This is a genomic window from Vibrio wakamikoensis (genome assembly GCF_050337275.1).
GTDB lineage: Bacteria > Pseudomonadota > Gammaproteobacteria > Enterobacterales > Vibrionaceae > Vibrio > Vibrio chaetopteri.
In genome coordinates this window covers 1-15,344 of the sequence record NZ_JAKJST010000012.1, presented here as the reverse complement: position 1 = coordinate 15,344, position 15,344 = coordinate 1, and the positions used below count along the sequence as shown (strand labels likewise).

Below are 15,344 nucleotides of genomic sequence, written 5' to 3'. Positions count from 1 at the left end.
ATGCGAGATCTGATTGTTTTCGGTGAAGATTACGGAGCGCTACCTTCCAGTACGCAGCATTTGATAAAGCGCTTAGCGAGCAAAAGAAAAGTATTATGGGTCAATTCGATTGGCCTTAGGCAGCCGCGCTTAACGACAAATGATATGAAACGCGCACTTGGCAAAGTACTTGGTAAGGGTAAAGCTAGCCAGTTTCAGCCCACGCGCTTAAATAAGCCCGCTAGCATGACTATCGCTAATATTCACACCTTGCCAGCACCGCGAGCGGCTTGGAGCCGTAAGCTAGCAGCAAAAGCGATGGCGCACCAACTCAAGCCGATGATCGATGAGCTGCAGCTTAACGATCCTATTGTTTGGACATCACTACCCACCGCATCCGATGTATGTGCGCTCCTTGGCCAGCGTTCAATTGTTTATTACTGCGGTGATGACTTTGGCGCTCTGGCCGGCGTGGATCACGAAACCGTTCTCGAACATGAAAACGGACTAGTCGAACAGGCAGATTTAGTGATCACCGCCAGCGAAAAGCTATGCACAAAGTTCCCGAGCCATAAAACCCGTTTACTCAGCCATGGCGTAGATAGCGAACAGTTTTCTAAACCAGCCCAGCGCGCGCTAGATTTACCCAATAGAGGCAGACCGATTGCAGGGTTTTACGGCAGTCTATCAAATTGGCTCGACTATGAACTGCTCAACCAAACCATTGCTGCTTTGCCAGAGTGGGACTTCGTCTTTATCGGCCAAATTGAGCTTAGTAAGCTGCCTATTGCCGCAGCAGATAACGTGTTTTATCTCGGAGCAAAGCCTCATCATGAGCTGCCAAGCTACAGTCAGCATTGGACCGTTAGCCTGCTGCCATTTGTACTCAATGAGCAAATCAAGGCGTGCAATCCGTTAAAACTAAAAGAGTACCTAGCGGCAAGAAGGCCTGTAGTCAGTACCGACTTTCCAGCTCTTACAGGCTACCGCGAACACGTGAATGTGGTTAACAATGTCGAAGACATGGTGGTTACACTAAATCGAATCGCCAACGAGAGTTACTCCCTACCCAAAGGGTTAGTCGACTGCGACAGCTGGGACAATAGAGCAAGCACACTCGAGCTGTATTTGGAGGCACTATGAGCGAGCTTAAAATACGTCTATTGGTAATGCTTACGGCGGCTTGGCGTCGCCGTTACGCGATTGTCATCCCTATTCTAGTGATGCCTATCATTGCTTATGCAATTGGCGCGATGACGCCACCTAAATACAAATCCCACACCAGCATGTTGATTCAAGAAACTGCGAAAATGAACCCTTTTCTTGAAGATATTGCGGTATCTACCATGCTCAAAGAACGTCTATCGGCACTAAAAACCCTGCTCAACAGTCGTCATGTGTTGCTCTCGGTCGCAAGCGACTTGAATCTTATTAACGACACCATGAGTCCCTACGAGCAAGATCAAATCATTGCTAATATCTCGTCCAACTTAACGGTCAACCAGCTGGGTAAAGACTTTATCAAAATTGAGCACTCTGCCTCTTCACCCGATGGCATGAAAGCTTTGCTTGAGTCAGTTAGTGTGCATTTTATTGAAGAGCTGCTTGCCCCTGAGCGGTCATCTATACGCGATTCGAGCGAATTCCTAACCATTCATATTGAGAAGCGCAAACAAGCCTTAGAAAAGGCGGAGCAAGCATTGGCGGAGTATTATAATGCGCACTCAGCTGCCACGCCTGAGATGCAAAGTGAGAATTTAAGCCGCCTGGCTAAACTCAAACAAAAGCTTGCAGAGAAACAGGCTGAGCTTGCGGGTATTGAGAAAAGTCTCGGAACCCTAGATCAGCAGCTTTCAAAAACCAATCCAATCGTTGGCCGTTTAGAAGAACAAATCATTGAAATACGTAGCGAATTGACTCTGCTCAAAGCCAAGTACACCGCCTCTCATAGCGCCGTACAGGCCAAGATCCGTGAATTGCAAAGGCTAGAGCAAGAGCGCTCTATATTGCTAAGCAGTGAACAAACTGGATTAGACTCCGACCAGCTATGGGACATTGCCAGCGCTGTAGGTACCGGCAGTAGCCGCGAGTTTCAACCCTTGTTGATTACCCAGCTTCAAAACCTTCAAATGGTGCGCGGACGATACGAGTCGTTGAAACAAGAGACCTCAAGCCTAGAGTCGATGATTGCCGAGCTTACCGAAAATGCGAAAAACTATGGTAGCAACGCCAAGCAGTTGCTGCGCCTGCAACGTGACGTCACGCTAAAGCGCGAACTGTATGATGAACTGGTCGAGCGCTACGAAATGGCTGAGCTTACCGGCTCATTGGGTATATTCGAGCAGAATAAACGCGTAAAAGTGATTGACTTACCCTACACACCCAGCAGCTCCACCAATTTGCCAGCTATCGTTTTCGCAATATTAGGGGTTATTGCAGGGATCGCACTTGGGATTGGCACCGCGATCTTCCTCGAGCTATTTGATACGACCATTCGCCGTCGCCAGCAACTCGAAGACGCCAAGCTGTTGGTCATCACAGCTATTCCCAAAATCAGTTTCTAGTTTTGCTAAATTGCATGTCATTTCGAGAAATGACATGCAACCTTCCATAACCCTATGTTTTAGCTGTTATTAAATTCTTGGCACACTAAGTGCAATTCTTCTAGCAACCAGCGCTGCCATCGTTAATTTGCAACACAACGAGAACGGCGAATTATACAAGTAAGGAGACGAGAATGATGGCAACTCAGCACAATCAATCCACAAGGATTCAAGGCAGAAAAGCAACACTGACCACAGTGCATATTGTTCAGCATTTAGCACCAGGCGGCCTTGAAACCATGGTCATTGAGCTCCTAAAACAAACCCCCGCTCACGAGCGCTGCTACATCATTAGCTTGGAAGGTACTCAGCAACAAGCGATTCAACACTGGCCTATATTGAGACATTTCCAGTCGCAGTTAGTGTTCTTAGACAAAGCAGAAGGCCTTCAGCTATCACTCATCAAACAGCTTAGCTCCGAGTTCAAAAGGCTAAATGCCGACGTAGTTCACACTCATCATATAGGCCCACTTCTTTACGGCGGCATCGCCGCGAGAATGGCGCGCATCACAACTTGTATTCATACTGAACACGACATGTGGCACCTGCAAAACACCAAACGTCGCCACGTTGAAACGATAGCGTTAAAATTAGTGAACCCTATATTAGTGGCAGACGCGGACGAAGTTAGCAAACAGTTGAATGAGCTGTTTCCATTTACAGAGTCAAAGGTGATTAAAAATGGAATCGACTGCAATCGCTTTGTTCCTGCTAACCAAGCTGCCGCGAGACGCATTCTAGGGCTACCAGCAAACACTCTACTTATTGGTACTGCTGGCCGATTGGTTCCGGTTAAGTCCCACACTACGCTCATTAAAGCAGTATCACGACTACCTGAGAACACGCACTTAGCGATTGCCGGCGCCGGGCCTTTAGAGCAAGAGTTAAAGCAGCTTTGCGAGCATCTAAACATCAGCCATCGCGTTCACTTCTTGGGATTAGTGAGCGATATGCCAAGTTTTTATCAGTCACTGGACTTATTCTGCTTACCATCAAGCTGTGAAGGATTTCCACTGTCTCCACTTGAAGCTCAGGCGTGCAATATCCCTGTTGTGGTAACCGATGTCGGTGCAGCGCGAGAAACTTTGTGTCCTCTTTCCGGTCTCACGACGAAATCGAAACGCGTCTTTTCACTATTGGCCACACTCGAGAAAGCTATTGCGACTCGCCACTTATTTACACCGAGAGATTTTGTGGTCGAGCACAACGATGTTCGCACCATGAGCCAAGCTTACCGCGCACTGGCGGTTAAGGCATAACTGATGACTGACGCTACTCAAGGAATAGATATGCAAACACTACTTATCAGCTTATTTTGGACAAGTGCTTTTTTTATTGTCTACCACCATGCTATATACCCTTTGTTACTGAAATGGTGGGCATCACGTCATCCGCTACCTAAAGCAAAGCGGGTGCCGCTTTATAAAGTAGACAAAAATGCGGCGTTACCATCGATCACTATCGTCATCCCTGCTTACAACGAGGATAAATGGATAGCCGATAAGATCCGCAACTGCGCAGTACTCGATTATCCACGCGATAAACTAGAAGTCATCATTATCAACGACGGCAGTACTGACAACACCATCACTGTTGCGGAAGAAACCATACAAGAGGCCATCTGCTGCGATACTCTGTTTAGGATCATCGACAATGCGGATAACCAAGGAAAGGTGTTCCGACTTAATCAACAGTTGTCAGCGATTGAAACTGACATCACATGTATCTCCGATGTGTCGGCATTGATTTCAATCGATGCTCTAAAGCTCGCCGCCCATCACTTTCAGGACAGCAGTGTTGGTGTGGTTAACTCAACTTATCAGCTACTAGAGCAAGATGAGCGCAGTGAGTCCCTTTACTGGCGCTACCAGAATCAGGTGAAATACAGCGAGTCTACTCTGGGCTCTACGATTGGTGCTCATGGTGCGCTCTACTTCATTAGAGCAAACTTATTTGAAGCACTGCCTTACAACACCATCAATGATGATTTCATTATTCCGATGAACATCGTTCGTCGTGGCTATCGTGCTGTGTACGAGCCGCATATGAACGCCATTGAGATGGAAAGTAGTAGCACTAGCCAAGACTTTAAACGTCGATTACGAATCTCTGCTGGTAACATGCAGCAAATTATCGCCTTACTGCCACTGTTTGCACCGCACCACAAGGGCACGGCCCTCACCTTCTTTTCTGGAAAAGGACTAAGAGTGCTAACCCCTTACTTGATGATCATCTGCCTGATTACCTCAGCCATATTGGCACCGAGCAGTGCACTATTTACCAGCTTTCTATTACTACAAGTGGCGCTCTATGGCTCAGTAGCCATCAGCGTACTTATCCCAAAACTACAGTCCGTTAAGCTAGTACGTGCATTTACGTACCTAGTCGTTGGACATACTGCAAACTTAATTGGTGGTCTTCGCTATCTGATCGGCTTAGAGAACGGTGCATGGAAACGTCTACCACAACAGGAGAGTGAACATGAAAAAGGTTAATATGGAAAAAACTCTGATTCGTACCTCAAAGCGTATCTTTGACTTGGTCGGCGCGAGTGTAGGCATGCTCATTCTCGGTATCTGCTTTATCCCAGTTGCATTAGCGATCAAGCTGACGTCAAAAGGTCCAATTTTTTATCAGCAGCTTCGCGTTGGTAAATGGAGCCCAACAAAAATGGACTTTATCCACGTGCTGAAGTTCAGAACCATGTACATCGATGCAGAATCACGGACAGGGGCGACTTGGGCAACAGAAAACGACCCTCGTATTACACCCGTTGGCCGCTTCTTGCGTAAAACGCGTCTCGATGAACTGCCACAGTTTATTAACGTACTTCGTGGAGATATGTCGCTCATTGGTCCACGTCCAGAGCGCCCGGACTTCTATCAAAGACTAGAAAACGATATTCCATTCTTTGTTGAACGCACTTATGACGTACTCCCAGGCATCACCGGACTTGCTCAAGTTAACCAAGGTTATGACACATGCATTGAGGATGTGCGCAGCAAAGTAGGATTCGACCACAGTTATGCGCTGTCCCTATCATCGTATAAATCGTGGCTAATGACGGATGTGCATATTGTGTTTAAGACGCTGAAAATCATGGTTGATGGACGCGGTCGTTAACACGTAACCTCAGACCAATATCTAAAAAACCCAGCTCAAGAGCTGGATTTTTTTGCAGTAAAGATGAGAATGAGGCCAAGGAGAATACAGCCGATGCCAGAAAGCTTCACCCAGCTAAATGGCTCATCAAGCCAAGGAAGTGTAACCGCTAAAGCGTAAACTATGACATAGCTAAGACTGAGCAACGGGTAAGCAACACCAAGTGGTAAGTGCTTCAATGCCATAACCCAGCATCCCATAGACAGCGCGTAACAACCAAGACCGAAAGCGACGCAAAGTAACGCAGGCCAAAACTCAGCCACAACCGTTATCACATCGATTGCCATCAGAGCTGGTTGTAGAGTTGACCACCCTGCGGACAATCCACCCATTCCCCATTTCATTGCTAGTTGTGCGACCGAAATAAGCAGCACACTAACCAGCGCAATAGGAAGCCCAGTTTTGAGATCTTTCAATACCATCAGTGCGCGCCCCCAATGATACCGATACCAATCATGATCATCATGACACCAAGCCACTGTCTTGGCACAATCACTTCACCAAAAGCAAATTTAGACACCAATAACATGATGACAAAGTTGACACTGAGCAGAGGGTAAGCGACTGACACGTCCCACTGGCTCAACACGCCAAGCCAAGTAATCGCACTGGTACCCAAAAAGCCGATGCCCAAGATCATTGGAAAACTAAATAGCTTACCCATCATCGTCAGCTGTGGGTTCTCTTCAAAATACATAGCAGCTCGCTTTTGCCAATATTGACTGAGCGAGCTAGCCAGAACGGAAATGATGTACAGCAGTACCGTCATTACTCAGCCGGTACTTTATTGAAGATCAGAGCATGGTAGCGACCACGATCAACGTGATCATCTGCGACAGGGAAGTCAGCTGGCAATGCAGGCAAGTTCCTAAAGTGAAGTAGCACTGGTGCCGTCTTTTGCTTCTCTTTAATAAAGTCACCAAGATCTGCAAATGGTACCCAACGATGATTCGCATCATCGTAAGCCAAACCATAATCAACTTCACCCATACCTTTCGTTAGGTAGACATCGGTGCGCTTTAGATACCAGTTCAGTGCAGACATGGTATCTGGATAATCAGCAATCAGCACCATTTCATCGGTAACTTTCGGTGCTAACTCTTCCATAAAGCGACCTGGCATTTTTGAGTCAATGGTCGTGTTTGGTACCACGGTTGAGAACAACGCAAACAGCGCCAATGGAGAGAGCATATAAGCTGCAAACTTGTGCTCAAATGCCTTAGCTTTAGCGGCATAAAATGCACACGCTGCCCAGAAACCTAGAATAAACAGAGCAATCCATGGACGGTACGACTCGCTCTCATCTAGTGGCAGTTTACCCATAAAGAACATAACCATCAGAGCGATTGCCACAATCGCGAAGAACGCACCATTAACTAGCGAGCCAATCGTTAAGCCTTTCGCTTTCTTGCTATACGCTTTAAGAATGCCGTGCGTCAGCAGAATCGCAAGAGGTGCCATACACGGCAGAATATAGGTTGCTAACTTACCACTCGCGTAAGAGAACAGCAGAAATGGCATCAACGCCCACAAAATTGAGTAACGGATCAGTGGCTTGCTAAGCTCGCCTTTCAACTGAATTGTGGCTGATGGCGCCCAAAATACCCAAGGAAGCGTACCCAAGAATAAGAAAGGAACGTAATACCAAATCGGTGCTGCGTGTTGTGCGTCTTCTGCAGAGAAGCGGTGAATGTGTTCTTCCCAGAAGAAGTAATTCCAGTAGTCAGGTTCGGCAGCATGTACTGCAAGTGACCAAGGCAGGCAGGTAATAAATGCCACTAGCATCACCCACCAGCCCCAACGAAGGATCTCAAGGAACTGCTTTTGCAAAATCATATATGGCACAACCACAATCACGGGTAGTGCGAGAGCAAGGAAACCCTTGGTAAGAACGGCACAACCACAGAAGAAACCTGCGAGGCCATAGTGCAGCCAACGCTGCTTGGTACTCGTTGCTTCTGTCGCAAAATAGAACGACGCGTAACAAGCCGTTAGCCAAAATGCGAGCATGCCATCGAGCACGCTGTAGGTACCAATTGCGGCAACCATAAACATGCTCAAGAACACGCCTGCAGTTAACCAACCTTGACGACGATCAGCCATACGGCTTACCAGCGACACTAGGAATAGTGCACCACCTAAGGTTGCCAATGCTGACGCAATACGCACTGCGAAATTGGTATCACCAAACACAACTTGAGCAATAGCATTGAACCAGTAGCCCATGATCGGCTTTTCAAAATAGCGCAAGTCGTTGAAGGTAGGAACAATCCAGTTTCCTGACGCGACCATCTCACGAGAGATCTCACCATAACGAAGTTCATCCGGAGACCACAGTGGACGTAAGTCGAGCGGTAATATGTAAAGCGCGATAAAAAACAGCGGTACCCAGACCGCCCAGTTAATTCGTGATTGTTGCATTCTTCATCCAATTGAATAAAAGCCCATGAAATCATGGGCTCTGATTGATGGCACTTGATAATGTTGTTGTGTTGTTTATTTACGCGCTGTTTACCCCTCCCAGCCTCCCCTTATTAAGGGGAGGAGCAAAAGCTACAGGCTTTGCCTGTCCGGTTCTCCCCCTTGATAAGGGGGAGTTAGAGGGGGTAAAAACAGCGCACACGAAACTAAAACCCAACTCGCCGTAACTAAAGCCCCATGCGCTCAACAAAAGACGCTTGGTGCGTTAGCCACCCTTCTCGCCCTTCCATCTCGATGTTTTTTATCGAATCTTTTGGAAGTGGCATCTCTGCTTCTTGAAGCAGATCTATCATGGGCACGAATTCTATATTCTGTTGCTTAGCTCTGACAATCAATTCTTCAAACATGTCAGCGCAAACTATCCCTTCAACTTCCGCATGAATGGTGTAAACATTTAGAGCATCACGCTTGATGAGCTTAAGAATAGCGTCGTTATAGTTGCTATTGTCGACGCCGTCTTGGCCGACTAACTCATCATAAGTAGGAAGTGTAACAGGAATTTGCGGCGCCATACCCTCACCTGGAGAGAAGATAGAATCACCACGACAGTCACTGTTATATTGGAAAGGAAATGCGTTTTTTTCGACCAAAGTTTGATCTGTACAGCGCCAACCGGCAACCGCACTGCAAGGCAGGTCACGACCAGTGATTGCCTTTAGTATATCGTAGCCCTTGGTGATCTCACTGCGCAGTTGCTCTGCTGACATAGTGTCAGTTTTCATCTGCCATTTGTGGTGATCCCAAGCATGTAGGCCAATCTCGTGACCCGCAGTATCGGTCGCTTCAATGATGTGACGGAGCTTCTTACCAATGACAGGTCCTGGCCAAATAGTGCCACGGATCAGAATGTCGTAGCCGTATAAGCTCGCAGCTTTTGAGCGAAGCATCTTCTTCAAAAATGCAGGACGCAAAAGGCGCCATATATGGCGCCCCATGTTATCAGGTCCAACAGTAAAGAAGAATGAAGCCTTCACTCCGTGCTTCTCGAATATTTCGAGTAGCTTAGGTACACCAAGTTTGGTGCCTCTAAAAGTGTCTACATCGATACGAAGACCGACTTTAGTGACTTCATTCTGTTCCATTACTTCTCTTCTGCTACTGCACCTTTAAGGAAGAAATCTAGCGTCTCTTCGATTGTGTCGTTCATGTGAACTTTTGGTTCCCAATCAAGCAGCTTCTTCGCGTTTGCGATGCTTGGTTTACGGTGTTGAACGTCTTGGTAGCCGTCACCGTAGAACGCTTTGCTTTCTACTAGGTTGTAGCCAGCAAATGGAGGGAATTGATCACGCAGTGGGTGGTTCTCAAACTTCTCAACCAATGTCTCAGCAAGCTCTTTGATGCTCGCTTCGTTTTCTGGTGCACCGATGTTGATGATTTGACCGTCACACAGACCTTCTTTGTTCTCGATGATGCGGAATAGCGCTTCAATCGCTTCAGAGATGTCAGTGAAGCAACGCTTCTGTTCACCACCGTCGATCAGTTTGATCGGCGTACCTTCAACTAGGTTCAGGATAAGCTGAGTGATCGCACGGCTAGAACCGATACGTGCAGAGTTCAAGCTATCTAGACGTGGACCCATCCAGTTAAACGGACGGAATAGTGTGAACTTAAGGCCATCTTTCTTACCGTAAGCCCAGATAACACGGTCAAGTAGCTGTTTAGATACTGAGTAGATCCAACGCTGACGGTTGATAGGACCAACGATCAGTGGTGATGTATCTTCGTTGAACTCAGGATCCGTCGACATGCCGTACACTTCTGACGTCGATGGGAAGATGATGCGCTTGTTGTATTTCACACACGCACGAACGATCTTCAGGTTCTCTTCGAAGTCGAGTTCGAATACGCGAAGCGGGTTACGCGTGTATTCGATTGGTGTTGCGATAGCCACTAGTGGAAGAATAATGTCACACTTCTTGACGTGGTATTCGATCCATTCGTTGTGAATAGTGATATCACCTTCAACGAAGTGGAAATCTGGGTGGCTTAGGTGCTCTTCGATTTGGTTCGAATTCATGTCCATTGCATAAACTTCGTAACCACCGTCGTCTAGTAGACGCTTAGTTAGGTGAGTACCGATGAAGCCGTTTGCACCAAGGATAAGTACCTTTTGACGCTTCTTAGCGTTAATAAGAGCACTTGCTTGAGGACCAAAGCGCATGCCTTCAACAAGGTGAAGCTCAGCAGCTAGCTGCTCGCCACCTAGGTAAAGACCGTTTTCCGCTTCACCAGACTTAACAATCAATGAACCTTGAGCACAAGCGATAGTCAGTGGTGATGTAGCTACGATAGTACCTGGAGTCACGTCGTAAGTTTTGTCGCTTGCTTCTGCGTTCCAGATAATAAGCTTACGCTCACCTAGGAAAGTGAATGCACCTGGGAATGGTTCAGTCACAGCTCGTACTAGGTTAAATACGGTGCGAGAATCGTTTGACCACTTAATCTCACCGTCAGCAGGAGTGCGACGACCAAAGTAAGTTGCTTTGCTTTCGTCTTGAGCAGTTGCTTTGAAAGAACCATCAACGATTGTTGGTAATACTTTGCTTAGCAGGTCGCTAGATGCAACGTTCATGCGCTTATGAAGCGTTTCAGCAGTATCTTCGTCAGTGATCGCGATCTTCTCTTGACCTACGATATCACCAGCGTCCGCTTTCTGAACCATTTTGTGTAGCGTTACACCTGTCTCTGTCTCACCGTTTACTAGTGCCCAGTTGATTGGGGCACGGCCGCGATAAGTAGGAAGCAGAGAACCGTGTAGGTTAAAGCCACCTTTTGGTGCAATATCCAGCACTTCTTGGCTGATCATGTTGCGATAGTAGAATGAGAACAATGCATCTGGCTTCATTGCACGGATCTTTTCAACCCATAGTGGGTGGTTCACGTCTTCTGGTGCGTAAACTGGAATACCGTTTTTGGCTGCAAGTTTTGCTACAGATTCAAAAAATACATTCTCGTTGCTGTCATCAACATGGGTGAATACCGCTTCGATTTCTACACCTGCTTCAAGCAAGCTACGAACACCAGTACAACCGATATTGTGGTAGGCAAACACGACTACTTTCATGGAATATTCCTCTGGATATAAATCTTATTCTTTATTCTTTAATTCATCAGTTTCACGCGCTTGCTTAGTGGCTTCACCCACCAGCACGTCTTGCACGTAGAAACGAGGGCGCGCTCTAACATCAGAGTATATGCGGCCTATGTACTCACCGAGTAAACCAAGACCGATAAACTGCGCACCCACAAACACAAATAGGATAGCAAATAACGTAAACAGACCATCGCCTGCCCACTCAGAACCAAACATAATGCGCATCAGCATCAAGATAATGCCAAATGCGATACCCGCCGCAGCGATACCACCACCAACAATGCTTAGCAAACGCAATGGCGCGGTTGTCATACTGGTGATCAAGTCAAACATTAGGCTAATAAGCTTCATAAAGCTATATTTTGACTCGCCATCTGCACGCTCATCGTGGTGAACGTCGATTTCTGTCGTGTGACGAGAAAAGCCGTTTGCTAGAACTGGAATGAAGGTGCTGCGTTCATGACACTCAAGCATCGCATCAACAACGTGACGACGGTATGCACGAAGCATACAGCCATAGTCATTCATCTCAACGCCAGTAGAGCGTTTCACCAACTTGTTGATAAGCTTCGATGGGTAACGACGAAGCGCGCTGTCTTGACGGTTTTTACGTACCGTACCGACAGAATCAAAACCTTCTTCAGCCTTAGCAACTAGGTTTGGGATCTCTTCTGGTGGGTTTTGAAGATCTGCGTCGAGAGTAATAATCAAATCACCACGAACCTGCTCGAAACCCGCCATGATCGCGTTGTGCTGACCATAGTTGCGGTTAAGGATAACGCCAACAACGTGGCTCCCCTCTTGTTCCGATGCTTGCTCAATGATTTCTGCGCTGCGGTCACGACTGCCGTCATCGACTAGGATCAGCTCATAGTCTTTACCTAGGCTATCACTGGCTTTCGTTGTGCGTTCTATCAGTTCTTGTAGACAGTTTTCTTCGTTGTATACCGGTATAACGATAGACACGAAGTTAATGGCTTCAGTGTGTTTCATGGTTTATCCAATTATCTCTGACACGGCGCTCACTACACGCTCTACATCATCCTGAGTCATATCAGGGAAAAGCGGCAACGAGCAGATTTGATTACTGTTACGTTCGGTATTATGAAGATTTGGGTTAATGTCCCCAAACAGCTCCGCGTAATTCTCGCGGTAGTATTTTTGAGTATGGCAAGCTTTAAAGTGAATTCCGGCACCAATGCCTTTCTCTTTTAATGCTGCAATAAGATCGTCACGAGTCAAACCAGCAACCGCAGGATCCACTCTGACAATCATTAGGTGCCAGCAGTGCTTGTGATCGTGGGAAGCCAAACCAAGAGGGGTAACACCTTTGATTGACTCAAGCTTACCGCGGTAAGAGAGTGCAAGCTCGGTGCGTTTGGCGGTGATTTCAGCGATACGGTCCATCTGACCAAGGGCAAGCACGGCACAGATGTCTGGCATGTTGTACTTAAAACCAGGTTCAACCACTTCAGCTTGCGGTGCACGACCTTGTGTTTCGCGGTCAAAGGCATCTACGCCTAAACCATGGAATTTAAGGCGGCGTACTTTATCAGCCAACTCAGCATCGTGAGTAGTAAAAATGCCGCCTTCTGCTGTCGTCACATTCTTAATAGCATGCGTTGAGAACAAGCAAGAACCGCGGTGACCAATTGGCTGCCCTTTATATTCCGTGCCGAGTGCATGCGCTGCATCTTCAATCACTGGAATATTGTACTTCTCACCAAGAGCATAAATAGGGTCAAGATCCAGCGCAGCACCTGCATAGTGAACAGGAATGATCAGCTTCGTCTTATCAGTAATAAGTGGCTCGATCTTCGCTGCGTCTGTCATTAAGGTATCAGCATCCACATCAACAAAGACAGGTTTGGCACCTACCAAGGTAATCATGTTGACCGTTGAAACCCAAGTTAGTGAAGGCGTGATAACCTCATCGCCTGGTCCAATACCCATAGCAAGAAGAACAAGATGCATGCCTGCCGTCGCACTACTTAGCGCTACGCTGTGTGATGCGCCGGTATGCTGAGAGATCTTGGATTCTAATTCTGCGTTTTTAGGACCGGTGGTGATCCAACCTGAACGAAGGACATCCACAACAGACTGAATGTCTTGCTCGTCGACAGCAGGTCGACATAATGGAAGAAAGGACTGGCTCATTTTTTAAACTCACAGTTAGTTCGTGACGCTGTGCACGAAAATTTGACACTAAAGTTTACTAGGGCGTTCAAAGAATTAAAAGGCTTGATATCGACTTACCACACAAAATATTGACATTCTGTACATATAGTCGACAACCATTAGCAAAACAAATCGTTGTTCACCCATTTTCATTAGCAAAATAGCGCTAATTACGCGTTTCGTCCAAGAAAGCCTCACAACTGAACGTTTGCCCCGCAATTTTTCACTAAAAAACCGGCAAAATGGCGCAACGTCAAGTTTGTGTCAATTTAGCGAGCAGACAAGCTATCCCTATACTGGCTATTCTGGCACAGCAACTGGTTTAACTATGTAACGATTTGTCGTCTCTTCGTTTGTAACTATCAACATCAAAGAGTACACTTCGCTGCCCATATACTGCCCAGTGTCACATAAAGGTAGCGCTCATGAAACTCAATGGCAGCCCAGTCACCGAACACCACTTTCAGGGGCATCATTTTTTCCTCAAAAGAGATGATTTGCTTCACGGACACTTTAATGGCAACAAAGCTCGAAAATTTATGGCTACGCTTGAGCAGCCACTGAAAGGAAAAACTCGACTCATTGGTTGGGGTTCCGCTCAAGCAAACTCGCTCACGTCGCTCGCTGCCTTAGCCAAAATAAAAGGGCTCAAACTGACCTATTATGTGGCTCATAAACCAGCTTGGTTGGACGAAAAACCAATGGGAAATTATCGCACCGCCTTAGAGCTGGGAGCTGAAGTGATTTCGCTTCGAGACATGTTTGGTGAAAAAGCGCCACATCCTTCTGCGTTTATCGCGCAGCAGCATGAAAATGACCCAGAGTGCTTAATCATTCCCGAAGGGGGGCATTTTCAAGATGCTAAGCTAGGAATCAGCAAACTCGCCGATGAGATTTTGTCTTGGTCAAGATTTGAAAAGGGTCGCAACATCAAAGTTGCGCTGCCATCTGGAACGGGCACCACTGCACTCTACCTTAGCCAGCAGTTAAAACCACAAGGTATAGAGGTGCTAACCTGCCCTTGCGTATCAGGAAAAGACTATCTACTGTCCCAGTTTCTAGAACTTGGCGAGACTGAGTACTACCCGACAATACTCGGACTGCCATCTAAACATCACTTTGGAAAACTATACCAAGAAGACTATGAACTTTGGCAAGCATTGCAGGAAGAGACACATATCGAGTTCGATCTACTTTATGACCCAATGATGTGGCGCTGTTTACTTCCTTGGCTAGAAGAGAGTATCGACACCACCATCCTCTATGTCCACCAAGGAGGCCTGCTTGGCAATGAAACCATGTTAGCTCGCTATCGACGCAAATACGGCGACCATCAAGCCGGCTGGTAAATCATCTTTCGACTACTCAGTCATAAAACCACTCAACTGAAAGTAAAAAGGAAGCACTTGGCCTGTCTCTTATACACAAATCCTCGAACTTAGTTCGGGGATTTTTTTTGAACTCTTTTCCAAGGCTGCGATCTGATCACTTAAGCAATATTGATTAGGTAGCTAATATGGAAAACTTAACACCAATGAAGTGGGCACAAGTACAGTTTGGTCTGGCAAAGCTTAACGACCCTAGACGAACTCAACGATTGATATCAATGGCTGCTTCACTTGCTAATCAACCAGGCGTTGCCGTGTCTAAGCTTGCTATTTCACCCGCAGATATGGAAGGCGCTTACCGCTTTATCCGTAATGACCAAATCCAACCGAACGATATCGCTGAATCAGGCTTTCAAGTCACCGCTCAGCATGCGCAAGACCACTCGTTACTATTGGCACTAGAAGATACGACCTCACTTACTTACCAACACAAAAGTGTACGAGATACTCTTGGACATA

At 46.8% G+C, this 15,344-nt stretch carries 14 protein-coding genes; 7 read left to right on the top strand and 7 right to left on the bottom strand.

Features of this window, described 5'->3' with window-relative positions; translation table 11 throughout:
• The 5 genes from L4C42_RS00785 to L4C42_RS00765 all read left to right on the top strand — a co-directional run bounded on the left by L4C42_RS00785 (position 1) and on the right by L4C42_RS00765 (position 5,705).
• Positions 1-1,122 carry a glycosyltransferase gene (locus tag L4C42_RS00785; protein WP_353498364.1) on the top strand — a complete coding sequence of 374 codons (1,122 nt, stop codon included), beginning with the start codon at positions 1-3 and terminating at the stop codon, positions 1,120-1,122.
• Positions 1,119-2,543, top strand: a complete 1,425-nt coding sequence (locus tag L4C42_RS00780) for a GumC family protein (RefSeq protein ID WP_353498363.1) — start codon at positions 1,119-1,121, stop codon at positions 2,541-2,543. The genes L4C42_RS00785 and L4C42_RS00780 overlap by 4 nt, the downstream gene beginning before the upstream one ends.
• Before the next feature lie 173 nt (positions 2,544-2,716).
• The gene (locus L4C42_RS00775) at positions 2,717-3,841 is read left to right on the top strand and encodes a glycosyltransferase (protein ID WP_418641580.1); all 1,125 of its coding nucleotides are present in this window, start codon (positions 2,717-2,719) and stop codon (positions 3,839-3,841) included.
• 30 nt (positions 3,842-3,871) lie between these two features.
• Positions 3,872-5,077, top strand: coding sequence for a glycosyltransferase family 2 protein (locus L4C42_RS00770; RefSeq protein ID WP_353498361.1), 1,206 nt, complete (start codon positions 3,872-3,874; stop codon positions 5,075-5,077).
• Complete coding sequence (locus L4C42_RS00765) at positions 5,064-5,705, top strand: sugar transferase (protein ID WP_353498360.1); 642 nt, start codon at positions 5,064-5,066, stop codon at positions 5,703-5,705. Before L4C42_RS00770 ends, L4C42_RS00765 begins: the two co-directional genes overlap by 14 nt.
• Positions 5,706-5,740: 35 nt before the next feature.
• Here the strand turns inward: L4C42_RS00765 and arnF are convergent, their stop codons facing one another.
• From arnF to arnB, 7 genes are all read right to left on the bottom strand, one after another.
• Positions 5,741-6,166 carry a 4-amino-4-deoxy-L-arabinose-phosphoundecaprenol flippase subunit ArnF gene (gene arnF, locus L4C42_RS00760; RefSeq protein ID WP_353498359.1) on the bottom strand — a complete coding sequence of 142 codons (426 nt, stop codon included), beginning with the start codon at positions 6,164-6,166 and terminating at the stop codon, positions 5,741-5,743.
• The gene (locus L4C42_RS00755) at positions 6,166-6,513 is read right to left on the bottom strand and encodes a DMT family transporter (protein ID WP_353498358.1); all 348 of its coding nucleotides are present in this window, start codon (positions 6,511-6,513) and stop codon (positions 6,166-6,168) included. Before L4C42_RS00755 ends, arnF begins: the two co-directional genes overlap by 1 nt.
• Positions 6,513-8,165: a lipid IV(A) 4-amino-4-deoxy-L-arabinosyltransferase gene (gene arnT, locus L4C42_RS00750; protein ID WP_353498357.1), complete on the bottom strand. Its 1,653-nt coding sequence runs from the start codon at positions 8,163-8,165 to the stop codon at positions 6,513-6,515. The genes L4C42_RS00755 and arnT overlap by 1 nt, the downstream gene beginning before the upstream one ends.
• A 227-nt stretch (positions 8,166-8,392) precedes the next feature.
• Entirely contained in the window at positions 8,393-9,307 is a 915-nt protein-coding gene (arnD, locus tag L4C42_RS00745; protein ID WP_353498356.1) for a 4-deoxy-4-formamido-L-arabinose-phosphoundecaprenol deformylase, read from the bottom strand.
• Positions 9,307-11,289, bottom strand: coding sequence for a bifunctional UDP-4-amino-4-deoxy-L-arabinose formyltransferase/UDP-glucuronic acid oxidase ArnA (gene arnA / locus L4C42_RS00740; protein WP_418641581.1), 1,983 nt, complete (start codon positions 11,287-11,289; stop codon positions 9,307-9,309). Before arnA ends, arnD begins: the two co-directional genes overlap by 1 nt.
• A gap of 24 nt (positions 11,290-11,313) precedes the next feature.
• Positions 11,314-12,312, bottom strand: a complete 999-nt coding sequence (gene arnC / locus L4C42_RS00735) for an undecaprenyl-phosphate 4-deoxy-4-formamido-L-arabinose transferase (RefSeq protein WP_353498354.1) — start codon at positions 12,310-12,312, stop codon at positions 11,314-11,316.
• Between the two features lie 3 nt (positions 12,313-12,315).
• Positions 12,316-13,476 (bottom strand): UDP-4-amino-4-deoxy-L-arabinose aminotransferase, encoded by a 1,161-nt coding sequence (gene arnB / locus L4C42_RS00730; protein WP_353498353.1) that lies wholly within the window; start codon positions 13,474-13,476, stop codon positions 12,316-12,318.
• Positions 13,477-13,922: 446 nt separating this feature from the next.
• Between arnB and L4C42_RS00725 the strand changes: the two genes are divergently transcribed.
• Positions 13,923-14,846, top strand: coding sequence for a pyridoxal-phosphate dependent enzyme (locus L4C42_RS00725; protein WP_353498352.1), 924 nt, complete (start codon positions 13,923-13,925; stop codon positions 14,844-14,846).
• Between the two features lie 167 nt (positions 14,847-15,013).
• Positions 15,014-15,344 (top strand): IS4/Tn5 family transposase DNA-binding protein (locus L4C42_RS00720; protein WP_429758942.1); only part of this gene is annotated, 331 nt, incomplete at its 3' end.

Bases quoted from the DNA above. Each gene is read 5' to 3' on its own strand.
- L4C42_RS00785 (WP_353498364.1), top strand. From the start codon at position 1: ATGCGAGATCTGATTGTTTTCGGTGAAGATTACGGAGCGCTACCTTCC.
- L4C42_RS00780 (WP_353498363.1), top strand. From the start codon at position 1,119: ATGAGCGAGCTTAAAATACGTCTATTGGTAATGCTTACGGCGGCTTGG.
- L4C42_RS00775 (WP_418641580.1), top strand. From the start codon at position 2,717: ATGATGGCAACTCAGCACAATCAATCCACAAGGATTCAAGGCAGAAAA.
- L4C42_RS00770 (WP_353498361.1), top strand. From the start codon at position 3,872: ATGCAAACACTACTTATCAGCTTATTTTGGACAAGTGCTTTTTTTATT.
- L4C42_RS00765 (WP_353498360.1), top strand. From the start codon at position 5,064: ATGAAAAAGGTTAATATGGAAAAAACTCTGATTCGTACCTCAAAGCGT.
- arnF (WP_353498359.1), bottom strand. From the start codon at position 6,166: ATGGTATTGAAAGATCTCAAAACTGGGCTTCCTATTGCGCTGGTTAGT.
- L4C42_RS00755 (WP_353498358.1), bottom strand. From the start codon at position 6,513: ATGACGGTACTGCTGTACATCATTTCCGTTCTGGCTAGCTCGCTCAGT.
- arnT (WP_353498357.1), bottom strand. From the start codon at position 8,165: ATGCAACAATCACGAATTAACTGGGCGGTCTGGGTACCGCTGTTTTTT.
- arnD (WP_353498356.1), bottom strand. From the start codon at position 9,307: ATGGAACAGAATGAAGTCACTAAAGTCGGTCTTCGTATCGATGTAGAC.
- arnA (WP_418641581.1), bottom strand. From the start codon at position 11,289: ATGAAAGTAGTCGTGTTTGCCTACCACAATATCGGTTGTACTGGTGTT.
- arnC (WP_353498354.1), bottom strand. From the start codon at position 12,312: ATGAAACACACTGAAGCCATTAACTTCGTGTCTATCGTTATACCGGTA.
- arnB (WP_353498353.1), bottom strand. From the start codon at position 13,476: ATGAGCCAGTCCTTTCTTCCATTATGTCGACCTGCTGTCGACGAGCAA.
- L4C42_RS00725 (WP_353498352.1), top strand. From the start codon at position 13,923: ATGAAACTCAATGGCAGCCCAGTCACCGAACACCACTTTCAGGGGCAT.